The organism is Treponema medium (assembly GCF_017161265.1).
Classification (GTDB): Bacteria; Spirochaetota; Spirochaetia; order Treponematales; family Treponemataceae; genus Treponema; species Treponema medium.
On sequence record NZ_CP031393.1, the window covers coordinates 2,477,973 to 2,503,322 of the forward strand.

General features: G+C 43.5%; 23 protein-coding genes and 1 other RNA gene. 5 read left to right on the forward strand and 19 right to left on the reverse strand.

The window, feature by feature from the left end:
• Positions 1 to 5 precede the first annotated feature (5 nt).
• The 3 genes from DWB79_RS10835 to DWB79_RS10845 are packed head-to-tail and all read right to left on the reverse strand — an operon-like array spanning position 6 to position 2,227.
• Positions 6 to 941, reverse strand: a complete 936-nt coding sequence (locus tag DWB79_RS10835; RefSeq protein WP_016524087.1) for a DUF4928 family protein — start codon at positions 939 to 941, stop codon at positions 6 to 8.
• Positions 934 to 2,037, reverse strand: a complete 1,104-nt coding sequence (locus DWB79_RS10840) for a DNA cytosine methyltransferase (protein WP_016524088.1) — start codon at positions 2,035 to 2,037, stop codon at positions 934 to 936. The genes DWB79_RS10835 and DWB79_RS10840 overlap by 8 nt, the downstream gene beginning before the upstream one ends.
• The gene (locus DWB79_RS10845) at positions 2,015 to 2,227 is read right to left on the reverse strand and encodes a MerR family transcriptional regulator (protein WP_016524089.1); all 213 of its coding nucleotides are present in this window, start codon (positions 2,225 to 2,227) and stop codon (positions 2,015 to 2,017) included. The genes DWB79_RS10840 and DWB79_RS10845 overlap by 23 nt, the downstream gene beginning before the upstream one ends.
• A gap of 849 nt (positions 2,228 to 3,076) precedes the next feature.
• On the opposite strand from DWB79_RS10845, the gene DWB79_RS10850 reads away from it, so the two are divergent.
• The 5 genes from DWB79_RS10850 to DWB79_RS10870 all read left to right on the forward strand — a co-directional run bounded on the left by DWB79_RS10850 (position 3,077) and on the right by DWB79_RS10870 (position 8,816).
• Positions 3,077 to 3,712, forward strand: coding sequence for a TetR/AcrR family transcriptional regulator (locus DWB79_RS10850; RefSeq protein ID WP_016524090.1), 636 nt, complete (start codon positions 3,077 to 3,079; stop codon positions 3,710 to 3,712).
• Between the two features lie 249 nt (positions 3,713 to 3,961).
• On the forward strand, positions 3,962 to 5,794 hold the full coding sequence (locus tag DWB79_RS10855; RefSeq protein WP_016524091.1) for an ABC transporter ATP-binding protein: 1,833 nt from the start codon (positions 3,962 to 3,964) through the stop codon (positions 5,792 to 5,794).
• A gap of 20 nt (positions 5,795 to 5,814) precedes the next feature.
• Positions 5,815 to 6,246, forward strand: coding sequence for a GNAT family N-acetyltransferase (locus DWB79_RS10860; RefSeq protein ID WP_016524092.1), 432 nt, complete (start codon positions 5,815 to 5,817; stop codon positions 6,244 to 6,246).
• A gap of 4 nt (positions 6,247 to 6,250) precedes the next feature.
• Positions 6,251 to 8,011, forward strand: coding sequence for an ABC transporter ATP-binding protein (locus DWB79_RS10865; protein ID WP_016524093.1), 1,761 nt, complete (start codon positions 6,251 to 6,253; stop codon positions 8,009 to 8,011).
• A gap of 118 nt (positions 8,012 to 8,129) precedes the next feature.
• Positions 8,130 to 8,816 carry a GTP pyrophosphokinase gene (locus DWB79_RS10870; RefSeq protein WP_016524094.1) on the forward strand — a complete coding sequence of 229 codons (687 nt, stop codon included), beginning with the start codon at positions 8,130 to 8,132 and terminating at the stop codon, positions 8,814 to 8,816.
• Between the two features lie 72 nt (positions 8,817 to 8,888).
• Here DWB79_RS10870 and DWB79_RS12215 read toward each other — a convergent pair whose 3' ends face one another.
• The 16 genes from DWB79_RS12215 to dnaG form a co-directional block, all read right to left on the reverse strand.
• Positions 8,889 to 9,323 carry a CC/Se motif family (seleno)protein gene (locus DWB79_RS12215; RefSeq protein WP_276324590.1) on the reverse strand — a complete coding sequence of 145 codons (435 nt, stop codon included), beginning with the start codon at positions 9,321 to 9,323 and terminating at the stop codon, positions 8,889 to 8,891.
• Between the two features lie 66 nt (positions 9,324 to 9,389).
• A complete protein-coding gene (locus DWB79_RS10880; RefSeq protein WP_016524096.1) occupies positions 9,390 to 10,214 on the reverse strand; it encodes a hypothetical protein in 825 nt (274 codons plus the stop codon).
• A 75-nt stretch (positions 10,215 to 10,289) separates the two neighbouring features.
• On the reverse strand, positions 10,290 to 10,985 hold the full coding sequence (locus tag DWB79_RS10885) for an ABC transporter ATP-binding protein (RefSeq protein WP_016524097.1): 696 nt from the start codon (positions 10,983 to 10,985) through the stop codon (positions 10,290 to 10,292).
• 14 nt (positions 10,986 to 10,999) lie between these two features.
• The gene (mnmE, locus tag DWB79_RS10890) at positions 11,000 to 12,370 is read right to left on the reverse strand and encodes a tRNA uridine-5-carboxymethylaminomethyl(34) synthesis GTPase MnmE (protein WP_016524098.1); all 1,371 of its coding nucleotides are present in this window, start codon (positions 12,368 to 12,370) and stop codon (positions 11,000 to 11,002) included.
• A gap of 12 nt (positions 12,371 to 12,382) precedes the next feature.
• Entirely contained in the window at positions 12,383 to 13,018 is a 636-nt protein-coding gene (locus DWB79_RS10895; protein WP_016524099.1) for an adenylate kinase, read from the reverse strand.
• Positions 13,019 to 13,082: 64 nt separating this feature from the next.
• The gene (locus tag DWB79_RS10900) at positions 13,083 to 13,772 is read right to left on the reverse strand and encodes a late competence development ComFB family protein (protein ID WP_016524100.1); all 690 of its coding nucleotides are present in this window, start codon (positions 13,770 to 13,772) and stop codon (positions 13,083 to 13,085) included.
• Positions 13,773 to 13,840: 68 nt separating this feature from the next.
• On the reverse strand, positions 13,841 to 15,142 hold the full coding sequence (gene rodA / locus DWB79_RS10905) for a rod shape-determining protein RodA (RefSeq protein WP_016524101.1): 1,302 nt from the start codon (positions 15,140 to 15,142) through the stop codon (positions 13,841 to 13,843).
• Positions 15,139 to 16,992, reverse strand: coding sequence for a penicillin-binding protein 2 (gene mrdA / locus DWB79_RS10910; protein WP_016524102.1), 1,854 nt, complete (start codon positions 16,990 to 16,992; stop codon positions 15,139 to 15,141). The genes rodA and mrdA overlap by 4 nt, the downstream gene beginning before the upstream one ends.
• A 5-nt stretch (positions 16,993 to 16,997) precedes the next feature.
• Positions 16,998 to 17,498: a rod shape-determining protein MreD gene (gene mreD, locus DWB79_RS10915; RefSeq protein ID WP_016524103.1), complete on the reverse strand. Its 501-nt coding sequence runs from the start codon at positions 17,496 to 17,498 to the stop codon at positions 16,998 to 17,000.
• On the reverse strand, positions 17,495 to 18,358 hold the full coding sequence (gene mreC, locus DWB79_RS10920; RefSeq protein ID WP_016524104.1) for a rod shape-determining protein MreC: 864 nt from the start codon (positions 18,356 to 18,358) through the stop codon (positions 17,495 to 17,497). Before mreC ends, mreD begins: the two co-directional genes overlap by 4 nt.
• Positions 18,359 to 18,362: 4 nt before the next feature.
• Positions 18,363 to 19,397 carry a rod shape-determining protein gene (locus DWB79_RS10925; RefSeq protein ID WP_016524105.1) on the reverse strand — a complete coding sequence of 345 codons (1,035 nt, stop codon included), beginning with the start codon at positions 19,395 to 19,397 and terminating at the stop codon, positions 18,363 to 18,365.
• Between the two features lie 164 nt (positions 19,398 to 19,561).
• Positions 19,562 to 20,494, reverse strand: a complete 933-nt coding sequence (locus DWB79_RS10930; RefSeq protein ID WP_016524106.1) for a tetratricopeptide repeat protein — start codon at positions 20,492 to 20,494, stop codon at positions 19,562 to 19,564.
• A 46-nt stretch (positions 20,495 to 20,540) separates the two neighbouring features.
• Positions 20,541 to 20,885, reverse strand: an RNA gene (gene rnpB, locus DWB79_RS10935) — RNase P RNA component class A.
• A 13-nt stretch (positions 20,886 to 20,898) separates the two neighbouring features.
• A complete protein-coding gene (locus tag DWB79_RS10940) occupies positions 20,899 to 21,723 on the reverse strand; it encodes a zinc ribbon domain-containing protein (RefSeq protein ID WP_016524107.1) in 825 nt (274 codons plus the stop codon).
• A gap of 14 nt (positions 21,724 to 21,737) precedes the next feature.
• Entirely contained in the window at positions 21,738 to 23,561 is a 1,824-nt protein-coding gene (gene rpoD / locus DWB79_RS10945; RefSeq protein WP_016524108.1) for an RNA polymerase sigma factor RpoD, read from the reverse strand.
• Positions 23,562 to 25,349: a DNA primase gene (dnaG, locus tag DWB79_RS10950; RefSeq protein ID WP_016524109.1), complete on the reverse strand. Its 1,788-nt coding sequence runs from the start codon at positions 25,347 to 25,349 to the stop codon at positions 23,562 to 23,564. It abuts the gene before it with no gap.
• Between the last annotated feature and the right edge of the window lies 1 nt (position 25,350).

The following is a 25,350-nucleotide window of genomic DNA, read 5'->3' on the forward strand; positions in this document are numbered from 1 at the left end:
ATAAATCATCTCGCCTCAAACTCAATGCGAAGGCTCGGATCAGTTTCAGTCTGAAGAACAATTTTATTATAACGACCAATAATATCTGAAAGCGTAGAATTTCTTTTGCTTTCATCAAAAAAGCTATGCTCATATACATTAGACGACAGGAATTGCTGAATATCCCAAACCTCAACACGCCCGGCAAGCCCCGCATCTTCCGCAAGATTTAATGCTGTATGTACACGCTCAAAGATTGTAATGATGACAGGATGGCATCCGCTACGCAAGTTCGCCTTGCATTTTTCAATCAGCAAAGCGCCGGGCATTGTTGTACAATGGATAATGGTGTTGTTTATAACAAAATCGCCGCTTCGTTCAGTCGGTGCGTCCGCAACGGAAACGCCATGAATCTCAAATGCATTTTCAGGCATAATAAGACATAATTTCGCAGCTACTAAGTGCTGTAAAACCGTCCCTAAATACTGCGTTCCCAGATTTTGTTTCTGACGTTTCTTAGCCTGTTCAAATAGTTCGTCTAAATTTGCTCCAATAGTTTTGGAAGTGTCGGCGGTCAAAACAAACGGCTGATTTCTGAAATATTCTCTAACTTGTTCCGCCCAAAATTCTTCCACGATTGAAAAATCAACTGTTTCTTCTTCATTCCATGTGTTTAGAAAATCAACGTACTTTATCATTAACCCCATACTTCCGCGACTCGTGCGCCCACCTTCTGCGGATAATTGTTGAGTAATGCCATGCGCTTTTAATATTTTTTTGAGATTACCACCGCCAAGGCCAGCGACCTGCCCCTTGCTGCTTGTTTGAAAATCGTCTGGATTTAAGGGAAAATCCTTGTTCTGAACAAGTCGAGTAAATTGAACTACTAACGATAGCGGTCCTTTCGTATAGATATTATTTTCTTCTTGAAATATCTTTAACTTTTCTTGTGCACTAATCATCGTATTCGTATACGGCCTCCGCAAGTTTTGTTAAAAATTTTTCTCCTATGAATTGAGCTACCGGCATTGCGACAGCATCGCCCATCGCTTTATAACCATCGTTGTAACTGCCGGGGAGAACAAAACTATCCGGCGCTCCCATCAATCGAGCGGCTTCACGAACAGTTAATAGGCGAGCATGAATTTCATTATTTTTTTTCACAACTAAATACTGTTTGCTACTTCCGCCTTCCGGCGTTCGTAAACAACCGGCAATACCATCAAAGCGCAATTCTAGCTGCTGTTCTCCATTACGAGTTCGGCGATAGCCCGTAGCATAAACCGTGTCTTGCTCATTTAGCTTGATCCAGTGCCGTTCCGGAACAAGCGGCAAGACAGTATCTTTATCAAATTCTGCTCCTTCTTCAATAATATCTTTTAATGTGCTGTGGCGATGCGGAGGTTTCTCGGCCTGCCACCAAATCCATCCGGGTAGAGACCGACCTAAATCAGAGGCGGCTTTATTATGCAGCCAGCAAGAGGCATCTCCGGTTAAATACGCCGGGATTTCATATCCATGTTCCACGGCAATAACAAAAACCCTCTGTCTTGACTGCGGAACAAAGTGGGAAGCATTTAAAACGATAGCGCCACAGTCGTAACCTCGCTCCACAAGCGCCATATGAAGAACCCGATAATTATCGCCGCCATTTGTGGAAAGCAATCCGGTTACATTTTCCAAGGCCAATATTCGTGGTTTTTCTTCCATTTCATCCAAAACGCGTAGCCATTCCCACACCAATCCACTTCTGGATGCGTGAATACCGCCTAAAGAACCAGCCAAAGACAAATCCTGACACGGAAAACTGACCCAAGATAAATGAGCAAAAGGTAAATCCCTACCATTCACATCTTTTATGTCGCCAAGTTCAAAATGTTCGCAACCAAAATTAGCTTCATATACAGCTGCTTTCTGTTCGCTAATGTCGTTAGCCCAAATTGGCGCAAACATGCCTTTTAAGCCGTAGGCAACTAAACCGCTTCCGACAAAGAACTCATGCATTGTCCAAGGCGCGAAGGACAAGTCGATATTTTTATATAGAGTGCGTTGCAGCAAACTTTTTTCCTCTCATCTTATTTGAAGTTCGTTTGGTATTGGTTGGTTTTTGAGCATTTTCAGGAATAATCCAAATCCGGCTCATACGCATAGTGCCGGCAATTCTGTTTTCTTTACAAAGAATTTGAACTTGGCGCGGCGTTACACCCCATTTTTCAGCAGCTTCCTGAACTGTTATATACCCATTCACTTACGCCCCTCGAACCTGTATTTTAAATTTTGAAAACTGATATAACTATATTCGTTTAAACGAAATAAAGCAAGAGCTTTCAAGACAATTTACAGGGATTTCGCATTATAAAACCCGCAAGGCCCTTTCGAGGCAATCCTCCCGTTTGTCGCATAGGTGTTGCTTATGACAAAGCGGCATCTTCTTCGCTCCTATAATATCCGCACCTTATACTACCCAATCTTCAATTTTCAAGCCGTTTACTCTTGAAAATTCATTCGCATTATCATTAAAAAGCCACTCGCGTTTCAAGTTTCGGCTGATCAGGTCTCGTAAATGACGGGTCAGCAACAGAGCCAAATAGATCAGCCCAGCCCTCCGGATAATGAGGCTCTATTTTTTCCATGGTTTTGCTCACACCCCACTTTGAAAGCGACATATTTTCTGCATGAGCTTCGTTTTCAATTTTGAGAAGCTACTCTTGTGTAACATATAATGATAACTGCGGCATATTCGTACCTCTTATATACTATAAAAGTAAAAGATTGTATTACAAAAATCAAGTATATTTACAAGTATATTATAAAACAGCAGGCTTGCCCCGCGCCGATTTTTTGATTTGCTCATGATAGAAAAAATCGACAACAACAGGCGGCGCTTTATATTTCAGTTCTCTACACTCACCAGCTTCCGTATTCCCAGGGCTTTATGCTGATGCCCTGAATTAGGAACATGGAGTTCAGTTGTACCTCATACGGTAGTAAGCCGCTTATCTTAATTACACTTGACACCTTCACTATGCTTGCATATTTCTTCTGATTGCGCTATAGTCTGAATTACAGTGTAATATTACGTTGTAATATTGTTCCAGTGGAGGGTGATTGTATATCAAGGAATTTTCAGCAAACGCACGAAAATTTACTGCAATGTGCAAAAGAGCAGTTTTTAGCGTTCGGCTTTGAACGGGCAAGTATTCGGGATATTTGCAAGGAAGCTCATGTAACCAACGGCGCATTCTATAATCATTTTACGGATAAGGAAGCGCTCTTCGGTGCCATAGTAGATCCGGTTTTTCAAACTATTTCTCAAATGTATAACGATGCCGCGGCAAAGTGCTTTGCATTAGTAAAAAACGATGATCTTTTACAGCTGTGGAAACATGAAGAAGAAACCTTGTGCAGTATGATCGAGTATATCTATGCACATTTTGAAATATTTCAGCTTTTGCTGATGTGTTCAGCCGGTACAAAATACGCAGATTTTCAGGATATGGTGGTACGTGCCGAAATGCGGGAAACCAAAAAGTTCCTTGCCGAATTAAAGCGGCGGGGTATTCCTTTTCGGAATTTAGAAGATGATGAATGGCATATCCTTGTGCATGCGCATTACGCGTCCCTTGCCGAACTTGTGTTGCACAATTATCCAAAAGAAACCGCATTAAAATATGCCCATACGCTCGCGCTTTTTTTTGAGGCGGGATGGAAAGCGGTGTTAGGGCTTCCGTAATGGGGAAATAAAACTACGGCAGCAATCCTGATCTATCAGGAGATAGTAGGCATCTTTTAACAACTCTGGTTAGATTTTTTATGGAGTGTAAAATAAAAGCCGTACAAATGGCACAGCTTTTATTTACTCAAGTTTGCTCAAGCGCAAACTTGTATATCATCTGCACGTTCTCACTTTGTTGCGAACGTGCGTAAAAAGTCAATCGAAAGTTGATACTTTCTTCTTGACTTTTTATGGAGAGGAGAATATATGGATATTTTAAAAAAGCATATCGGCGCAATCATCTTTTCGGTGGTTGTCGCAATTATCGGTGTTGCATGCAGCATTGTACCGTACTTTGCTGTTGCGTCTATTGTGACACAGCTGATAAACGGCGCAACGGATTACCGCATTTTCTTACCGTATGCAGGACTTATTTTTGCAGGCTTTGCCGGGGCGATTATCGGACATTCGGTATCTACCATCGGATCGCATAATCTGGCATTCAGCATTATTGAAGATACACGGAAGCGGGTGGTAGAAAAATTAAGCCGGCTTTCGATGGGTACGATAGAAGAAAAAAGCAGCGGTAAGTGGTCTCAGTTTGTGGTAGAAACAGTGGATAAAATGGAAAAACCGATCGCACACGTTATCCCCGAAGTACTTGCCAACGTTATCATTCCGATCGTTATTGTCGTTATCATTTTTATACTGAACTGGAAGATCGCTCTTGCAAACCTCGTAACGCTGCCGCTCGGTATGCTCTTTTCGATGCTGATGATGAAAGACTATGAAGCAAAATCAAAACGATACATCGAAGCATCCAAAAAAATGAATGCCGCCGCGGTCGAATATATTCAAGGGATAAAAGTGATCAAGGCATTTAACAAATCGGCATCGTCGTATGATAAATTCCAAAAAGCGGTGGAGGATAACCGGGACTCAATGCTCGACTGGTATTTGAGCGTGTGTTTTGCGATGACCGCTGCAATGGAAGTGCTGCCGTCCACGCTCCTTGTCGTACTACCGGTCGGCTTGTATCTGTTTATGACCGGCGGCATTACACTGCCGGTGCTGATCATGTGTGTGCTGCTTTCTTATGCGTCATATAAACCGCTCCTTAAAGCAATGGCGTATATGGATACGATGGCGAATGTGCGTGTTGTGTTCGGTGAGATTCAATCGGTACTCGATTTACCGGAGCTGGTTCGGCAAGATACCGCCCCTGCACCGCACGGGTATGATGTGCGTTTTGAAAATGTGGTGTTCGGCTACGGCGGAGCGCTGTGCGAAACAGCCGGTACCGCTGCCAAGGATAGTGCGGCAGGCAGCGCAGCAAGTGGTGCTGCTGGTAAGGATTGTATACCGGCTGCAGTGAACGGTATAGTAAACGGTGCAGCTGCCAAAGACAGCACAAAGGTGTTCGACGGATTGAACTTTACCGCCAAAGAAGGCGAGCTGACCGCGATTGTCGGTTCTTCCGGCAGCGGTAAGTCTACCATCGCAAAACTGCTGGCAGGCTTCTGGAATATCAACAGCGGACACATCACCATCGGCGGCGCTGATATCGGGAGCATGAGCTTAGAGCGGAATATGCAGCTGGTTACCTATGTGTCGCAGGAAAACTTTTTGTTCAATAAGACCATTCGGGAAAATCTCAAGATGGCAAAAGAAGATGCAACCGATGCGGAAATCGAAGCCGCCTGTACAAAAGCCAGCATTCACGACTTTATCAAAAGCCTGCCCGACGGGTATGATACCAATGCGGGAAACGCAGGCAGCAAGTTTTCAGGCGGCGAGCGGCAGCGGCTCACCATTGCCCGTGCCTTACTGAAAGACAGTCCCATTGTGGTACTCGACGAGGCAACCGCCTACTCCGACCCGGAAAACGAAGCCATTATCCAGCAGTCTATCGATAACCTTGTAAAAAATAAGACCGTTATTATGATTGCGCACCGGCTTTCCACGATTGTCAATGCCGATAAAATCATCGTACTGGATAAAGGGAAAATCGCCGCTGAGGGCACACACACTGAGCTGTTACAGCGCTCTCCGCTCTATCAAAAAATGTGGCAGTCCCATATCAGCAGCAGGGATAATTAAGAATTATATTGGAGGAATACATGATACGAACTATACATCTAACAGACGCAAAGGCTATTCGGGATATAAGCGAGTTTTCGCTTGGGTATAAAACAACAGAAGCGGTAACCGAACGGCAGATTGCAAAACTTTTAAAAGACAATCAGCATGTTATACGGGTGTACGAAGATGATGAAACGCACACTGTAGTAGGCTTTATTCATGCCGAAGCATATCAACTTTTATACAAAGAACCGGGATTCAATATTTTGGGACTTGCGCTGTTAGCCGAGTATCAGCACAAGGGTATCGGCAAACAGCTGCTGCGTGCTGTAGAAGCAGAAGCCGTTGCACGGCACTACCGCTTTATCCGCCTCAACTCCGGCGAGCACCGCACGGAAGCTCATGCGTTTTACGAACATTGCGGCTACTCATGCACAAAACTGCAAAAACGCTTTATAAAGGAATGGTAAAATTATGTTTGATTTATTGAAGAAGATTTACGCGGTTGCGGGGAATCAATCAAAGCGTATAACAACGATGTTTATTTGCGATATGCTCAAAAGCATATTCGAAGGCTTTACCCTCGGCGGGCTTGGGTATTTTTTGCTAACATTGAGCCGTGCGGTGTTTCAATCACAGCCGGTTACACGGAGCAATATTATCACGGTGTTCTGCATTATGGTCACCAGCATCACGGGGAAAATCATCTTCGGCTATATTTCCGACCGGAATAAAAATATCGCCTCGTATACGATGGGGGCGGAGAACAGGCTTGTCATCGGAGATAAACTGAAAAACGTACACATGGGATATTTTTCCGAAAGTAAACTCGGCGATATTTCGGGAGCGTTGACAACGGTGATCACCGATGTTGAAACAATCGATATGATGATTCTCGAAATGATGTTTGCAGGCAGCATTCAAACGGTGATTATGGCGCTGTTTGTTTTCCCGTATGATATGACAACCGGCTGTATCATTTTTATCACCCTTGTTACTGCAATCCTGTTCAACTCTGTGTTTCAAAAAAAGACCGATGCGGTAACGACAAAACTGACGGAGCTGAAGCTGCAACTGCATACCGATATTTTGGAGTATGTGCAGGGGATCGGCGTGGTCAAGGCGTTCGGCAGAACAAGCGAAGCGATAAAAAATGTAACGGAGAGTATTAAAAAAAGCAAAACAGGTTTCTTTGCGGTAGAAAAAACAGTGATGCCCTCATTGCTGGTTTTCTCGCTGCTGCTTAAGTTGGGAACAACTGCAATTATTGTGAGCGCCTTATACCGCTATTCCGTTGGAGCGATCGATGTAGAAAAAACATTGATGCTGACCGTAGCAAGTTTTGTGGTATTCGGCGGGTTTGAAATAGCCGGTACCATGCAGCGGATGCGCGGCGCTGCGGTACAGAATTTGGATACGCTTTTTACGGTTAAAAATATTCAAGCTTTACCGGAAGGTTCGCTCCTGCCGCAGGGAAACGATGATATCACCGTTAAAAATATTACCTTCGGCTACGGTGGAAAGGAGCAGACAGAAGAAGAAAAACTTTTCCGCAATGTGGATATGAGTATTCCGAAAAATAGTGTAACAGCCTTGGTCGGGTATTCCGGTTCGGGGAAGACCAGTTTATGTCAGCTGATTGCCCGCTTTTGGGATGTCAATTCGGGAGAAATAAAACTCGGCGATACCAATATAAAAGACTTTGCCTACGATGCGTTTTTATCAAACTTTACATTTGTATTCCAAGATGTGTACTTGTTTGAAGACACAATAAAGAACAACATCAAATTCGGAAAACCGGATGCAACCGACGAAGAAGTTATCGCAGCGGCAAAAGCAGCGCAATGTCACGACTTTATTATGGAACTGCCGAACGGTTACGATACGGTACTGCAGGAAGGCGGCAGCAATCTTTCAGGCGGGGAGCGCCAGCGTATTTCCATTGCACGAGCAATGCTCAAGCCGAGTTCCATTGTCATTCTCGACGAAGCGACTTCCAGTGTCGATCCCGAAAACGAAGAAAAGCTGATAAGCGCCCTTGATGAATTGCTGAAAAACAAAACCGCAATCATCATCGCACACCGGCTTTCAACTATCAAAAATGCCGATCAAATATTCGTCATGGATAAGGGCAGTATTGTCCAGCACGGCACCCATTCCGAACTCGTGCAGCAAAACGGTATTTATGCACGCTTTGTCGGTATGCGGGAAACCGCAGCTGCGTGGAGGGTGTAGAAAGAAAGGTCTTTTATCATTATTATAAAGCCGATAACATCAGATCAACATCCCTGACGCAGAACGTCGAGGCATTAAATCACCTGTACGAATAAAATTTTAGAAATTGAGGCATACTTTGGCAAGTTTTACATTTAAAGAATTATTGAACAGTGAAAAACCCGAAGAATTATTAGAAGCGGCGTATCCGTTCACACATCTGATGATGCAATACCGTTGTGCATTACGCGAAGTTCAAACAAAACTGGAAGTTCTTAATACTGAGCTGTCGATGGATCGTGATCGTAATCCTTTTGAATCCATTACCTGTAGAATAAAAAAACCGATCAGTATTCTCGGTAAATTAAAAAAGATGGAGCTTGATATATCGCTCGAAAATATCGAACACCATTTACATGACGTTGCCGGCATTCGTGTTATTTGCACATTTCAAAAGGATATTTACATCCTTGCCGATAAACTGTCCGCACAAGATGATATAAAAATCATCGCCCGCAAAGATTATATTAAACATCCTAAACCAAACGGTTACCGCAGTCTGCATCTGATTGTCGAAATTCCCGTTTTCTTTGCTGAAGGGAAAAAATATATGCAAGTGGAAGTACAATTCCGTACAATCGCTATGGATTTTTGGGCAAGCGTCGAACATAAGATATATTACAAAAAAGAGATCGACCACAACACTGCTCAGATTACGGAAAAATTACGGCTCTGTGCGGAAAATATCAACATGATTGCAATGGAATTGGAAGATATTAGTAGAGAAATAGAAATACAAGAAGAACGGGAACATCCACTAGCCTAACAGCCTTACTTTCCTACACATAACTCTTCAGCGTTTAAGCCGCAATCCGTTTGATATCAAAAGCCTATCTTTCTATTGCGCAATTCCTTTGGCAATAAATATTTCTTGCCAAAATGCATTTTCTGCAGTTATTGTTATGGTACCGTTTAGCGTATTGGTTCCTTTTTTTATATACACATCAATTCCGTTCATCTCAAACTTATCATAATTATTAAGGTCTTTCGGCATTCCGACAATCACGGTCGGATCTACAATAGTACCGCCTCACGACGCTCCCATCGCTACACAATATGCAGCTGTTACTTTTTGTTTGGTAAAGGCTGCCAGTGCTTTATCGTCAATCACCACATGGGCAACCGGTCTTTCAACCCCTGCAGCAGTCTTAACCTTTTCATTCACTGTACAGGTCTGAGCCGCATCTTGCCGTGCCTCACGTTTACATGCAATACAGCCTAATATCAGCAAAACCAAACATACGTACAAGAATCTTTTTTTATATGTTATCATCGTTAATTCCTCTAATAAAATACAATAATGATTCTCAATATATAGTGTCAAGTATGAAGAGACGCCTTATACCTCAACCTTTCTTTTTAAAAGCCATGCCGAAGCAAAAAAACATGCGATACCTATCCCCAGTGAAATTAACGTCGAAACGATAGGAACGTTAATAACAATACCCGGATATGATGCAACCTGTGCTGCATACTGTATACCGTATACAGTAATGGGACAATAGGAGCCTAGCGCCCGTCCGGCCATTGCCTCAATCCTTCCGGTCAAAAAGAGCGTACCGGTAAAAATAAGAATAAAGCCTACAGTCCACACTCCCCTCATCCGTTTAATATTAAAGGAACGCATTACTGTTTGAACGGCAAGCGCGACATTTCCGATTAATATGAAAGACACTAATGAACCAAACAGCATCAACACAATAAGAGGAAAATTTTTAAGAAAAATAAGCGTAAGAATATCTTCCGTTACGCGAAAAAACTGCTGACTCGTAAAACCGATATAATGATATGTCCAGCCTATTCCAACCGCTATTAAAAAGAAACCGGAGATAACCATACAAATCACCAGTTCGGCAAGACCACATAGTATTCTACCGAGCAATATGAACTCGGTACGTACCGGCAACGTCAGCATAAGATAGCTTTCATTTGTAAACAGCAATGTCCGTGCGTAACCGCTGCTGCACCGAATAAAGAGAAAGAGCGGAATTACCGTTAAGACTATTACAGTGAGCACAAACCACAACATATAAAATCCGTTAAATATGTTTTTAGTAAAGGCTACAAAGAGCAGTTCAACGCCGCTCATACATGCCATAACAGCACAGCTTAAAATAATACTCGGTAACCGCTGCAAAAAGGTATATTTAAAAATCCGTTTCATTTATTTCCTCTCGTATAAACATCTGGGCATCTCTAAAAACTGAGGTTTTTAGAGGTTCCCATCCATAAAAACTTTTTAACCGAAAATTTCGAGGTACAGTTGATAAATTGATTTTTGATGCGTTTCCCTCAACTGCTCTGCATTACCCTGCACGGCAATGATTCCTTTACGTAAAAAAGCGACATCGGTAAACACATGTTCAACATCCGTAACAAGATGGGTACTGATGATAATCGCACTGTTTTCCGTCCATGTTTTAATGATCGTTTTGATAATTCTTTCACGGGCAACAGGATCGGTGCCTCCTAACGGCTCATCAAGCACAAACAGCTTTGCTGCTCGCGAAAAAGTGAGCGTTAAATTCATCTTTTCGATCATCCCTTTCGACATCGTTTTAATCGTCTGCTTTTGTTCAAGCTCCATAAATTCAAGCAATTCCAAAGCTTTATTCCGATCAAAGTCATCGAAAAAGTCCTGATAAAATTGAATAACATCAAGCGCAGTCATTCGCGGATATAAGCAGTTTCGGTCGGGTAAAAACGAAACCATACGCTTTGTTTCAAGGCCGATCGGTTGACCGCACACCCGAACTTCGCCGGAGGTTGCATGGAGCAATCCTGCAATAATCTTCAAAAAAGTTGTTTTACCCGAACCGTTTGGACCAAGCAATCCGAGGATCGAACCTTCTTCTATTGTTAAAGAAATACCGTTCAAGACGGGTTTGGTAAAATAGGATTTTTTTAGCTCGTCTGCCTCTAAAATAACACTCATATTGTAAAAACCTCTTATTTGCCCACGCAAAAGCCTGAGAATATTTTATCTAAGATATCGTCGGAGCGAACTTCGCCGGTAACGCTTCCGAGTGCATGCACGGCTTCTTCCACATCCTGAATGACGGCATCGAGCGGATATCCGCTGCGTCCTGCTTCAAGCGCATGGCGTGCTGCTTCAAGCGCGGCGATTACCGCTTCCTTTTGCCGCTCCGTCCCGAGCGAGACGCCTGCGTCCTGCATCGGCAGTGCGGTATCCGCCGTAACCAACCCGACAACCGTGTCTATCAGAATATCGATACCTATGCCCGTTTTTGAACTCAAGCTCACGGCGGGATACCGCTGCAAAGCCGCCGGCAAGGGTTCCGTCTGCCCCTTATCCGCCTTGGTTTGCACAATAATCAGCGGTGCGGTATTCTGTTCGATAAACGCACTATCTTCTTCTACCGGCGGCTTTGTGCCGTCAATCAAATACAGCACAATGTCGGCTGCCGATGCCAGTTCAACACTGCGCTGCACTCCTATCGCTTCGACTGTATCCTCAGTAGCGCGGAGACCGGCAGTGTCGAAAATATGTGCAGGGATGCCTTTAAAATCGAGTTCCGCTTCAAGCCAATCACGGGTCGTTCCGTGGATATCTGACACGATAGCGCGATCTTCTTTTAACAGCGCATTAAAAAGAGAAGATTTTCCTGCATTTGTTTTACCGGCAAGCACGAGGCGCACACCTGCCTGATATATTTTTTCCGTTTGCCATGAAGCGGCAAGCTGCTGCAGTGCCGAAAGCGGCTTTTTCAGAAGCGCCTCGTCAAAACTATCCGCAATTGTTTCCTCATCTTCGGGATATTCGATTCCCACTTCAAGCGCGGCAAGTGCGGTCATTAAATCCGTTTTGATTGTTTCTATTTCGCGGAATACATTACCGGAAAGCCGACCGGCTGCTTTTTGCTGCGCCGTATTTGTTTTTGAATCGATAATTTCCCGCACCGCCTCTGCACGGGTCAAATCCGTTTTACCGTGTATAAACGAGCGGAAGGTAAACTCCCCGCGTTCCGCTGGGCGGAACCCGTTTTTGATGCAGAGGCGATAAATTGCCTTGACAACACCCGGTCCTCCGTGGCAAAGAATTTCAACGGCATTTTCACCGGTATTGCTTTTTGGAGCACGGTACACGCAGAGCACTACTTCATCGACTTTAACCCCCTCATCGTGTATCCAGCCGTACACCAGCGTATGCCCTTGTGCTTGTAGCAAGGCATTAGGACGAGAAAAAAAACGGGAAATAAGCTCAAGGCTTCGTGCTCCCGATGTTCGTACAATACCGAGTGCTGCAGGCGCCAACGCTGTTGCAATAGCGGCAATTTCGTCATCAAGTGTATAATTCAAATAGCTGTATCCTTAGCGCTTGTGGGGAAAGAGTTTAATAAAGTTCTCCAAAATAACTGCCGGAGCGGGCTGTGCATCCAAAGTTATGAGCAGTTTTTTATTTTGATAAAACTCAATTAAAGGGAACGTTTGTTCACGGTACGTTTCAAGCCGTTTTACAATCGCCTCTATTTTATCATCCTCGCGGATAACCAATGTACCGCGGCAGTTGTCGCAGACCCCCTCAATAAGGGGTTTCATAAACTCAATGTGAAAATTCTTACCGCACGAAGGACACAGACGTCTGCCCGACAGCCGTTTTATTACGGCTTCATCCGAAATATCAAAATTTATGACAGCATCAAGACTGCAAAAATCTTCCAATATTTCCGCTTGTGCAATCGTACGCGGGAAACCGTCTAAAATAAAACCGTTTCGGGCATCATCGTTAGTAAGCCGTTCTTTTACCAAAGCGGCGGTCGTTTCATCATCAACAAGAGCGCCGGAATCGATAATCTTCTGAATTTTTTCTCCTAATGGAGTATGATTCTTGATAGCGACACGGAACATAGATCCCGTCGAAATATGAGGGATACCATAATATTTTGCAGCCTCCGATGCCAACGTTCCCTTTCCCGCCCCCGGAGGACCTAAAAAAACCAATTTCATATATAACCTCTAGACGAAGTTGTTATAGGGCGCATCTCTAAAAACTGAAATCTTTAGAGGTTTCCTATACTCTGCTGAAAAGATATAAATCGGGTAAATTATGGCAGCTTTCCGCATCCAGTTCCCGTTTTACGCTTGCATCACTCACCAAACCAAGTTTAAAATGGTAGTGAATAGAATCATACCCTTCCCTATCAGCGTGAATATAAAAATTAAAAATTCGTTTTTCCCCTAATTCCGATGCAAGGACGGGAAACGGCCAAAAGGTATACGTCCCCGGCGTTTTCTGAGAAATAGTATACGGGTTATCCCAAAGATGATTCATTTGGGCAACCAAGCTGTCTTCCAGATATAATGTCACGGGCAGATCAGACACGGGAGAAAATGTTTGACCATCCAAGACACGCCCCGTGATGGTAGGAAAGTTAAATACATAACCGGAAGGAAAAACTTGTTCACAGGACGTATGGGAACGCTTTGTGCTCAAAACAGTTTTCATACCTTCAAATGCCAGTATCGAAATATCAGCAAGAAGCTGATTTTTTTCCGACTGATCAATCTGCAAAAAATGCGCCATACCTCTACCGGAAGTCGCATACCGCGGTTTAATTCGATTTAAAACATAACAAACCGTATCCAAACGGCACTGCATACAATTACACGTGAACCATGGTTCATTCTTTTCTTTTGCAGCATCAAAAACTTTATTCACTTCGTTATATACGAAATCTTCCATAAGGTTATGTATTGTCATTACGAAAGCTCCTATTTAAGTAGTGTAACGCAACATCATAGATTTTGCAAGATTCTTGATAATATTTTTTAGAGCTGTCTCAGGCTAATTCCTATCACAAGTCCTATAGCAATCATCGCAGTCCACAAGGAAGATCCGCCATACGACAAAAATAAAAGCGGAATACCGGTAATCGGCATAAACCCCATAACCATCCCAATATTAACAACAAAATGAAAAAAGAACATACCGACAACACCGGAGACAATGAGCTTTCCGAATAAATCATTTGTCTTTTTAATGATAAGAAACATCCGTAAAAAAATGATTGCATAAAGTACAAAAACCAAAAGTCCGCCGAGGAATCCCCATTCTTCCGATAAAATACTGAAAATAAAATCGGTACTCTGCTCAGGCAAGAAACGGTAATGACTTTGCGTTCCTTTTAGAAAACCTAAGCCGGCTCGTCCCCCCGAACCGATTGCCGTCATCGATTGGAGAATATGCCAACCTGCCCCCAGCGGATCGCTATTAGGATCCAGAAAGATAATTAACCGTTTCATCTGGTAATCCTTTAATACTCTACTCCCAACCAATGCGCCGGATAAAGCGATGGCAACAATACTGAACACATAGCCAATCCAGTAATAATACCGCTTCTTTAACAGAAGGTATCCGATTGCAGCGATAACCCCCGCCCCAACAACGGAAAAAATAATCAACAGTGTAATATTTTTATTGCCCAATACTTTAACTGCAAGAGAAGATCTACGTAAAATAGTCCGCTCCCAAAGTGGCAGAAGTGTAAAAACAAGCGTACAGACCGTCGTTCCCAATAAGCCAAACACATACCGAAGCGGAAAACCGGCTATAAAGCACATGATCAAAAAAATGGGGAGATATACGGAGGCTGTTCCAAGATCGGGCTGTAATAAAATCAAGCCCATCGGTATGAACATAATAACCGCAGCCTTTATAAATCGGCGAAATTCAGGTTCATTCTGAGATCTTGATAGATACCATGCAAGAAATACAATATAAATAATTTTTGTAAACTCGGAAACTTGTATGCCGAAATCGCCAATTCCGATCCAGCTCCGTGCACCTTTGACAGTTTTTCCGAACAATCTTGTGTACACCAATAAGAGCATGGTAATCATATAAACCAATAAAGCACGATCAGCAATTTTAGTATAATCGTATACCGCTACCGCAAACAGTAAAATCAATCCCGACACTACCCAAATAAGCTGCTTAATATATTCATGCGAAACCGATATGCCATCGGAATTAATCCCTGAAGAATAGATAAAGAGGATGCCAATAACCGATAAGCTAATTACGGCTAAAAAAAGTACATAATCAAAATTAGTAATATGTCTCAAATTCATTCTTGCCTTACCCTTACCGCCGGTAAAAAGCGTCTACCACCGAGAGCCTCAACAGCTTCTTCATACGTTTGATCTGCAAAGATACCCTGAAAGATAATATTCGTGGCATAAGGCGCCCACCACTCCCATTTGTTTTGCGCTTCAACCAATACTACCACTATCACAGCATTTTCTGCCGGAGCATTGTAAGGCCCGTAAGCAGCCATCCATGAATGCCAGTGATCCGCAAGACCGACTTCTGCAGTACCGGTTTTTCCTGCAAGCTGCACAATTTTATTATGCATAGGATACTGCGCCGTTCCGTCCGTAATAGTGTACCGCATATCAGCCCGTACCTGTGCGAATACATCCGGCGGAATATCACTTTGCCGTAATATCTCCGGCTTTTTTTCGTAAATAAGTTCGTTCGTACCGGGCGCTCGAACTTCTTTTAACAAATGCGGTTTATAGATTACACCGCCGTTGACAACCATTGCAACCATATTTGCAACTTGTAATGGAGAAGCAAGCATAAATCCCTGTCCGATGGCCATATTCATCGTATCTCCACCAAGCCATTTTTCATGGAATTGTCGCTCTTTCCATACAGGGTTAGGCACTTGCCCAATCGCTTGGCTTGGTAAATCGATTTCAGCTGACTTACCGTATCCAAAATCGCGGACATAATCGACCATCTTATCGATACCGAGGTTATCGCGGCATACCGTCCAATAGTAAATATCGCAAGATTGTGCAAGTGCATTCCGTAAATCTAAATAACCATGCCCATAACGCTGATGGCAACGGAATAAGTGATTACCGTATTCTACTTTACCGGAGCATTGTACTTTTTTTTCAGGAGGGAATGCCTTCTCTGCCAGAATCGCAGTAGACATAGCAATTTTAAAGGTTGAAGCGGGAGGATAGCTTGCATTAACGGCTCTGTTCAAAAGCGGATTGCGAGGATCATGCAACACCTGTACATACATCTCATTGCCATTATCATTCAAAAAAAGATTAGAATCAAAAGAGGGATACGAAACAAGTGCAAGAATTTCTCCTGTTGCAGGCTTTAGCACAACAGCAGCCCCAATACGTTGACCAAGTGCATCTTCTGCAAGCTTTTGAATTTTCCGATCGATGGTTAAAATAAGATTATTCCCCATTTTAGGGGGAGTAAATGCAGTATTGTTTTCAATTAAACGCCCTCTTGCATCAACCGTACGGTATTCGCTACCATCCTCTCCACGTAACCACTCATCATAGTATTTTTCAATACCGGCCTTACCGATTAAAGTATTCGCGGTATAACCCTTATTATAGAAAGTCTTGAGTTCTTCTTTTGTTATATCACCGACATAACCGAGGATATGAGAAAATGATCCCGTTTCAACATAGTTACGCACCGGTTTTGAATGCCACGAAACGCCCGGGAGTTCGTCGATATTTTCTGCAAGGGAGGTAATAACTTCATAAGGAAGGTTAGACCGTATCTCGATACTTTGAAAGGAACTACGCTTTGCCGGTAATTTCTTTTCGATCTCTGCAACAGGAATTTGAAGAATATTTGCAAGGCGAGCGATAACTGTCGAAAATGCCTTTTTCGGAATTTCACCCGGCGTTACCAACACGGCGAAGGTATTGGTATTAAGCACCATCGGGATATTCGCATTACGGTCAAAGATTTCTCCACGCTGTGCAGGGATGCGTTCAGAACGCTGGGATATTGTTTGAGACTGTTTTCTAAACTGATCGCCTTGAACGATCTGCATCGAAAATAATCGAAAAAGATATATTACTAAAATACAGAAAACAAAGATACTAAAAAATTTCAGCCGTCTATCAACTTGTTGAAAATCCTGCTCATACATGGAACTCAAAGCTCCCTTATTTCAAACACATTCGGAAATAAACCGAACAACATAAATAACGGCGGCGCACAGAGAGCATTTTCTGCAACTTCAATCCAAAAGGAGGCTGCAAGCAGGTTATAAACCTGAATACCTTGTCCGAACAACACATGTAACACTAATAGAATTCCGGCCTTTAAAAATGTCGCCGAAAGACCGAGTATGAGCGGAAAAAAGAAGCGCCGCACATTATATTTCCCGTACAATATACCATAAAGAAATCCGAGCACGGTAAACACAAATGAATGAAGCCCCATCGGCGCCAGAGAAAGAAAATCAAAAATGAGTCCGGAAAAAAAACCCGCCGTAATACCGGCAACAGTACCGTTATACAGCGCAATATACACTACAAGAATTAAAATTAAATCCGGTAGCGCCGGCAAGAATTGAATATGGGACAGAATAGCGGTTTCAAACACACCGAGTAAAAAGGCTGCTGCAATCGTCCACAGAATAACTTTTCTCACTGAGCTGCCTCCCCATCAAAACCCGATAAGTTTAACACGAATACATAGTCGAGCCGGGAGAAATCGATAATCGGCTGTACGGCTAACTCAAGATAGGTTTCATAATCATGCACCTTAATACCGGTTACAATACCAATGGGACTGTCTTTAGGGAACAGATTGTTTTCTCCTGAAGAAAGAATTCTATCGCCGATAGCAATTTCGTCTTTTGCCCGTTTTTGTACATACTTCATAATAAGCGGTAGATCGGCACTACCCTGTCCGTTGATTAAGCCCCGGTGCTTTGTTGTTTGAACGGAGGCAGCAACATAACACTGATAATCATATATTGGGATAATCATACTGCTGTCGCGGCCGGTTTGTACGATTTTTCCTACCAAGCCGACATTGCTGCCTTGGAATGCCAATACCGGCATATTCTTACGCACACCGTGCTTTGTTCCGCGGTTAATGATAATACCGGAATAAAGGTTATCAGGATCAAATCCGACAACCTGCGCCGGAATATTTTTATAGACAATCATATCCGCAAAACCGAGTAGTTCCTTTAACTCTCTGTTTTCACGGCGTATATCGGCATTTGACCGCTGTAAAAGCTCATAATCTTTGAGTTTTTCGCTTAACGCTACATACTTTGAACGAAGCTCCGCAAGCTCCCGCACAGCCGACACTGCATCTGTCACAAATGACGATACTGAATGCACGGCATTTTCCGTCCCGGCAGCCACCGAAAAACCGACCGATTTAAAATCGACGATAAATCGACCGCCTGAGAACGTCAGCAACACCGAAGATATGATAAGCAGCAAGATTAATAAAAAAACATCAAGCTTTATTTTAAATGAAAATTTTCTTTTCATTGTATTAGCGGTTCAAACTCTCATATAAACTGCGATTACCCGACATATCCTTATACACGTCATAGTATAAACCTGCGCCGATTGCCACGCAATTCATAGGGTTCTCGGCAAGGATAACCGGAACATGCGTTTCTTTGGAAATGAGTTTCGGCAAGCCTTTCAACAGAGCGCCTCCGCCGGTCATAACGATGCCGCGCTCCACGATATCGGCTGCCAATTCCGGCGGCGTCTGAGCAAGCGTTGTTTTTATCTCTTCGACAATCTGGGTAATCGGCTCCCTCAGCGCCTCGCGCACTTCTACGGAATCGATTTCGAGACGGCGGGGAAGTCCGGTAATCGCATCGGTTCCCTTGATTTCTACCCGTTCCATGTTTTTTTCGGGGAATGCATTACCGATTTCAATTTTAAGACGCTCGGCGGTCTGCTCTCCAATGATGAGGTTATGCACGGAGCGGATATGCTTAATGATAGCCTGATCGAATTCATCGCCGCCAACTCGGATAGCATTGGTAACAACCATACCGAGCAGGGAAATAACCGATACCTCAGTCGTACCGCCGCCGATATCGCATACCATATTACCGGCAGGTTCGGTAATCGGAATTTGAGCGCCGATAGCTGCTGCAAGCGATTCTTCAAGCACCTCGACACTGCCCGCACCTGCTTTTAAAGCGCTTTCGTGCACGGCGCTGCTTTCCACATCGGTGATGCAGCTCGGAATTCCGATAACCATACGCGGCTTAATAAGCCTGTGGCGCGGCAAAATCTTGGAAATAAAGTACCGGATCATCTTTTCCGTTGTATCTTTATCTGCAATAACACCGTCTTTCAGCGGCCGTATGGCGATAATATTGCCCGGCGTCCTCCACAACATTCGTTTAGCTTCGGCGCCGACCGCCACGACCGATTTTGTTCCACGTTCTACGGCAACAACTGACGGTTCATTAACAACAATACCCTTTCCTTTTATATAGATAATAGTATTACAGGTTCCCAAATCGATGCCGATATCGGCAGAAAATCTTTTAAAAAACCCCATATTCCGTACGTTCCTCCTATTGTGAACCTCTAAAAACTTCAGTTTTTAGAGGTTTCCCTTAGATTTAGCCGCGATGTTTAAAATTAAGTCATTATTGTATAAGACTTAATTTTAAACTCGTCGGGCATCTCTAAAATCTAACCAAGTTTTTAGAGATGCCCATGCTATTTTATATTCAATTTTGCACGTGTTTCCGCATGTATAGGATTAAGCCGTATCGCAGATCGCCACTCATACCGCGCCTTAATCATATCACCCTGCATCTCATGTATCAGTCCGATACCATAATGCGCATCAGCGGAGTTGACATCTTTTTCAAGTACAAGCTTGAACTGCTCTAAAGCCTCTTCCGGTTTATTTTCCTCTAAAAAGAGCAACCCGAGCTGATTTCTGCACCGTACTTCCAACACAGCATTACCGGTTTTTTTAATGGTTTCAAAAAGATAGAGCTTTGCATTTTGTATATCACCCTTCTTTTTATAATTTTCCGCTACGGCATACAGTATGAAATCGGAAGGGTTTGCCGCAAGCGCCTGTGTAAAGGCCTCTATCGCCTTATCGGTATCTCCTAATAAAGAAGCCGCCATGCCGCGGAACTCCGACAAATCGCTTGCCTCGATACCGCCGGTATATGCTTCATCCAAATACTTCACCGCAAGATCGGCATAGTAATAACCTTGTTGATAATATGCCTTCCCGAGTACATAAGCGATCTTGGGGACGTCTTTATCTTTAGTTAGATACAGGGCGCGGCGCAAATGCACTACCGCTGCCGTAAGATAATCCGCACCGATGGATAAATCGGTCTGCTCGGCAAAAAGGTAATACGCTGCAAAACCGTGCAGTGCAAGCGCAGTTCCATCCATCGGGCGTTTCTCTAAAATTTGAGCGGTTTTTGCATACACTCCTGCATAATCTTTATTTTCCCACTGAGTATATACCGTACGTATCGACGGCACACGGAAATAACGCGCCCGATAAACAGTAAAAAAGAAGAGAGCTCCGGCAACGATAAGTGCAATACACAAAAAAAGAACGGCATATTTTCCAATATGCGGTTTTGAGGAATGCTGTGTCTTACCGTGGTACCTTTTCATACGTTTCTAATTAATGTCCTTCATAGCGGAATCTCTCCGTATAAATAAAAATAGAGAGCCATAAGCCGGATTCTGTCTGCGAACAGGGTAACCATCTATCTTATTGCTGCATTACTGCAGCAATTTCCGCAATCAACCCGTAAATAAAGGATCGGATATCCTTTACTATTCAATTTTGCTCCTGATGAGGCTTGCACTGCCACCCCGTTACCGGAAGCGCGGTGGGCTCTTACCCCGCCTTTTCACCCTTACCGTTTTACCGGCGGTTTATTTTCTGTTGCGCTGTCTGTCGCCTGCATTTTACAATACAAGCGCCCGGCCGTTAACCGGCATCATTTCCGAAGGAGTCCGGACTTTCCTCCGTATATTACGGCGGTTACCGGCTCTCTATTTTAATTACACTATTAATCTTCGCTGCTGTCAGATTCAGCCTCGTCATAGTCAGACGAATCATCCAAATCGGCTAAGCTTCCCATATCCATATCGTCAAAAATCATATCCTCAGCAGCATCCTGATCGCTTTCCTGATAATACAGAATTCTACTGCAATAGGGGCAGTACATGATATTTTTTCCTTCCCGCACTTCGATGGCGAATTGGGCTGACAAAATCATGTGACAGCCCATACAGACATTACCTTGAACGGGGACGATACCGATACCTTGCTTGTTTTTGATGATACGATCGAATTTAAACAGCGTATCACTATCCAAATCAGGTGCAATCCGCTGTTCACCTTCAGCAAGCTCCGCCAGCTCGTTTTTCTTTTCGGCAATTTCTTTTTCAATCATCGCCTTCCGTTCATCAAGTTCTTGCTCCTGCTGTTTAATCAGCGCCTCTTCGTTTTTAATCTCTTCATCAAGACGCTTATGAGTTGCCTCGTTTTTCAGAATTTCCTTGCGAAGCTCGGCTTCTTTTTTGGTAGAATCTTGAATTTCACGATCAAGGGCATCGTATTCCCGCTGCGTGGTAATAGTATCCATTCCCTTCTCGGCGTGTTCACGCTTCTGCTCGGTTTCAAACAATTCCGCTTTCAATGCGCCGATAGTTTGCCGTATTGTTTCGTCATCGGTATTTTTCCTAATATAATTCGTTTTATACTGTGCCAACAATTCTTCCTGTTTTACCAACAGTTGAGGCGCCTCTAAAATTTCACTATTAAGCTGATTCTTTCGTGCAAGAATATCCTGTAATTCACGCAGTTTATCAAAAATCTCCGCTGTAACCATTGTCTCTTACTCCCCTATGTATCCAAATAATCTTTTAATTTGCAGCTCTGTTTAGGATGCCGCAATCTGCGTAATGCCTTTGCTTCAATTTGACGGATACGCTCACGTGTTACGTTAAAATACAAACCGACTTCTTCCAAAGTCAGCGCATAGCCTTCATCAAGACCAAACCGCATCTTGAGTACTTCCTGTTCCCGCAGCGGCAAACACGACAGCACCCCGCGCAGCTGTTCCTGTAAGAGAATATACTCCGTTAGGTTGGACGGATTTTCGACATCCTTATCTTCAATAAAATCGCCGAGCGAAGAATCTTCTTCCTCTCCTATCGGCGTTTCAAGTGAAATAGGCTCGCGTGCTACATTTTTGACCTGCTTAACCCGCTCGACATTCCAGCCAAGCTGCGCAGCAATCTCCTCGTCAGTCGGCTCCCTACCGAACTTCTGCATCAGCTGCCGCGATTCACGGGTAACCTTATTGATCTGTTCAATCATGTGTACCGGCACACGGATTGTCCGCGCCTGATCGGAAATGGAACGTGTAATTGCCTGCCGTATCCACCATGTCGCATACGTCGAAAATTTATACCCTTTGCGGTATTCAAATTTTTCCACCGCTTTGATTAAGCCGATATTGCCTTCCTGAACCAAATCGAAAAAGTGTAATCCTCTATTGGTATACTTCTTTGCAATCGATACAACCAAGCGCAGGTTTGCATTAATGAGCTTATCCTTCGCTTTTTTCAGCATTGCATGACCGTGGCGGATTTCTTTCGCCAGCGCGATAATATCTTCCGTCGGCGCTTCAAAATCATATTCGATCTTCCGCACTTTACGAATGAGCGTTTGAATATGCGTATAAATATCACGGATATCGCTTGCCGTCATACCAAGCTCTTCTTCCAGCTTCTGCCGTTCACGGGGAATAGCGAGGCGTTTTCCAAGCTTTCGTAAATCGGAGTACGCTCGTATGCCGAGCTGGCGTTGTTTTTTTTCACGCCGCCGCCGGTACTCTCGTATCTTCCGTGCCGCCTCCAAAAAATGATCCGAAATTTTTTCAATTTCTTCTGTTTGAAACTCAATTTTTTGTAAATAATTCAGGATCTTTTTTCGTGTTTTTTGCAGATCTGCATCATCCAAAAAACTGGCAAGCGTCTCTTTATCATATAGTTTCTTTTTTAATAGGATATAAGCCTTTATATCGGAATAGATGGGTTTTAATTGTTCGCCGTACGATTGGCGGAGCCGTTTCTTTTCGGCATCTTCATAGCTCAATTCTTTCCGCGGCTTATTGTTCTCGGAAGAACTGATTTTGGCAAACGCTTTTTGAGCAATCATCTGGACTTCGGAAATCAGCACACCGGAGTTTTTTATCGCATTTTTGATGATATTCTCCCCGTCCTCCATCGCTTTTGACAGAATAACTTCCTGTTCGGCTGTCAGCAAATTTTCCTTGCCGATATCACGCAAATAGAGTTTAATAGGATCGTCGACAATCGCTTCTCTATCGTTATTCAAAAGCTTTTTATGCGTTTCTTCGGGTTTTGAAAATTCAGAGTCATTTTCAGGTTCAAGTTCCGCCTCTTCAAACAGCTGTTCCTCGCTTTCAAGCTCTACTTCATCAAGCTCATCTGCGAACATATCGTCGGTTTCTTCAGAGACGTCATCAACCACTTGTATCTGCTCTTGCTCAAGCAAATCAAGAATTTCATCCATCACGGTTTCGGACGAAGTCATTTTTTCAGGCAACAAATCGGTTAATTCGTCCCATGTTAAGGTTTTACGCTCTTTTGCATGGGCAATCAACTTTATAACAATAGGATCTTCAGAGATATCTATCATTTACGTCGTTTCCTTTAATTCTGCAAGCACTCTGTCGATATGCAGTTTCTCACTCAGCAGGTCATTGGTATGCCGAATGTCATCAACATTACCGCTCTCATGCACTGCTTGCAATTTACGGATTATGAGCTCCTTTTGCCGCTGTAAAGCATTTTGTTTAATATAGTAGATACCGTCATACACCAGTTTATCAGGATTTTCTGCAAATTCACCTTTAATAATTGCACTGCTTACGGCATTCCTTAACGTTTCGGAAGGACAATGCGCTAATAAGCTGTCATACGTATTTGCATCGGCGCGATAACATTCTTCTAATACAATAAACAAATCCTTCGCAGCAGGATCCTCAAAATCATCGGAAGTCAACTCTGTCCGCATTTTTTTAAATAGATGAGGATTTGCAGCTGCTGCAAGCACGATCCTCAGCTCCGCGGTCATTTTAAGCGTAGTGCGCTTTTGTGTTTCACTTTTTCGTGTAGGCGGTACCCGTTCTTGTTTTTGGTCATACTGTATATAATCAGTAAATAACGCTTTTGAGCTTATACCCAAGTCCGCCGAAAACTTATGTATTGTTGACTCTTTTTGAATATCGGATTCCAACACCTCAATATAGGGGAATAGAAAGGCAGCAGCTTGAGCCTTTCCTTCAGGACTCACTACATCAAACCGCCCAACGGCAATTTGAATAAGATAATCACTGTCTAAAATAGCATTTTTCACCAGTTCCGTCAAGCTTTCGGCACCCTTATGCGCCAGTATCTCGGCGGGATCCTTTCCTTCCTTTATCATCAGCACCCGCACCTGCAAATGTCCGGCACGGCAAAGCTTTATAGCCTTGTATGTTGCCTGCTGTCCTGCAAAATCGGAATCGAAAGAAAGAATGATAGTGTCGGCAAAGGATTGAATAAGCTTTACCTGATCTTCCGTCAAAGCAGTACCCAACGGAGCGACGGCATTGGTAATACCTGCTTGATGAAAGGCGATAACATCCATATAGCCTTCGCAAAAAATAACCGTTTTTTCTTTTCTAATTTGTGCGAGTGCCTGCGAAAACGCAAAAAGAGTCTCGCCTTTTTTATACTGCGGTAAATCTCCGGTGTTAAGGTACTTCGGTCCATCGCCTTCCAGAATCCGCCCGCCGAAAGCTACCGGCTGACCGTGCCGATTACAAATAGGAAACATAATTCTGTTAGAAAAAAACGAAACTTCGGGATAGTTTTTAGAAAACAAACCCGACTTCGCCAAAAACTCCGCGGAATACCCCTTTGTCTGCAAAAATTTAAAAAGCCACCGACGGTCAGCCGGTGCATACCCGAGGTTGAACCGCTCGATCATTTCGGGACTTACCGCCCTCCCCTCCAGATACCGGAGCGCGGCGGCTCCTTCGGGCGTGTGCAGCAGAAAATAATGAAAGGTTCCGCTCACTCTTTTATATAATTCAAGTACTGTTTCTTTAAACGAATCTTCCGGTGCGGGACTGTAACTGCCCTCCGCATACACAACCGGAATACCGGCGCGTTTTGCAAGCGCTTCTACCGCTTCAATAAAGGACAGCTTTTCCATCTCCATAACAAACTTGATGGTAGACCCGCCCGCTCCGCAGCCGAAACAGTAATACATTTTTTTATCGGGGATGACGTGGAAAGACGGTGTTTTTTCGCTATGGAAAGGGCAACACCCCCACCAATCGTGCCCGCGCTTTTCCAAATGAGTATAGTTTTCAACGAGTGACACCAAATCGGTATGATTATTAACTGCATCGATTGTTTCGGTGGTAATTTTTGCCATC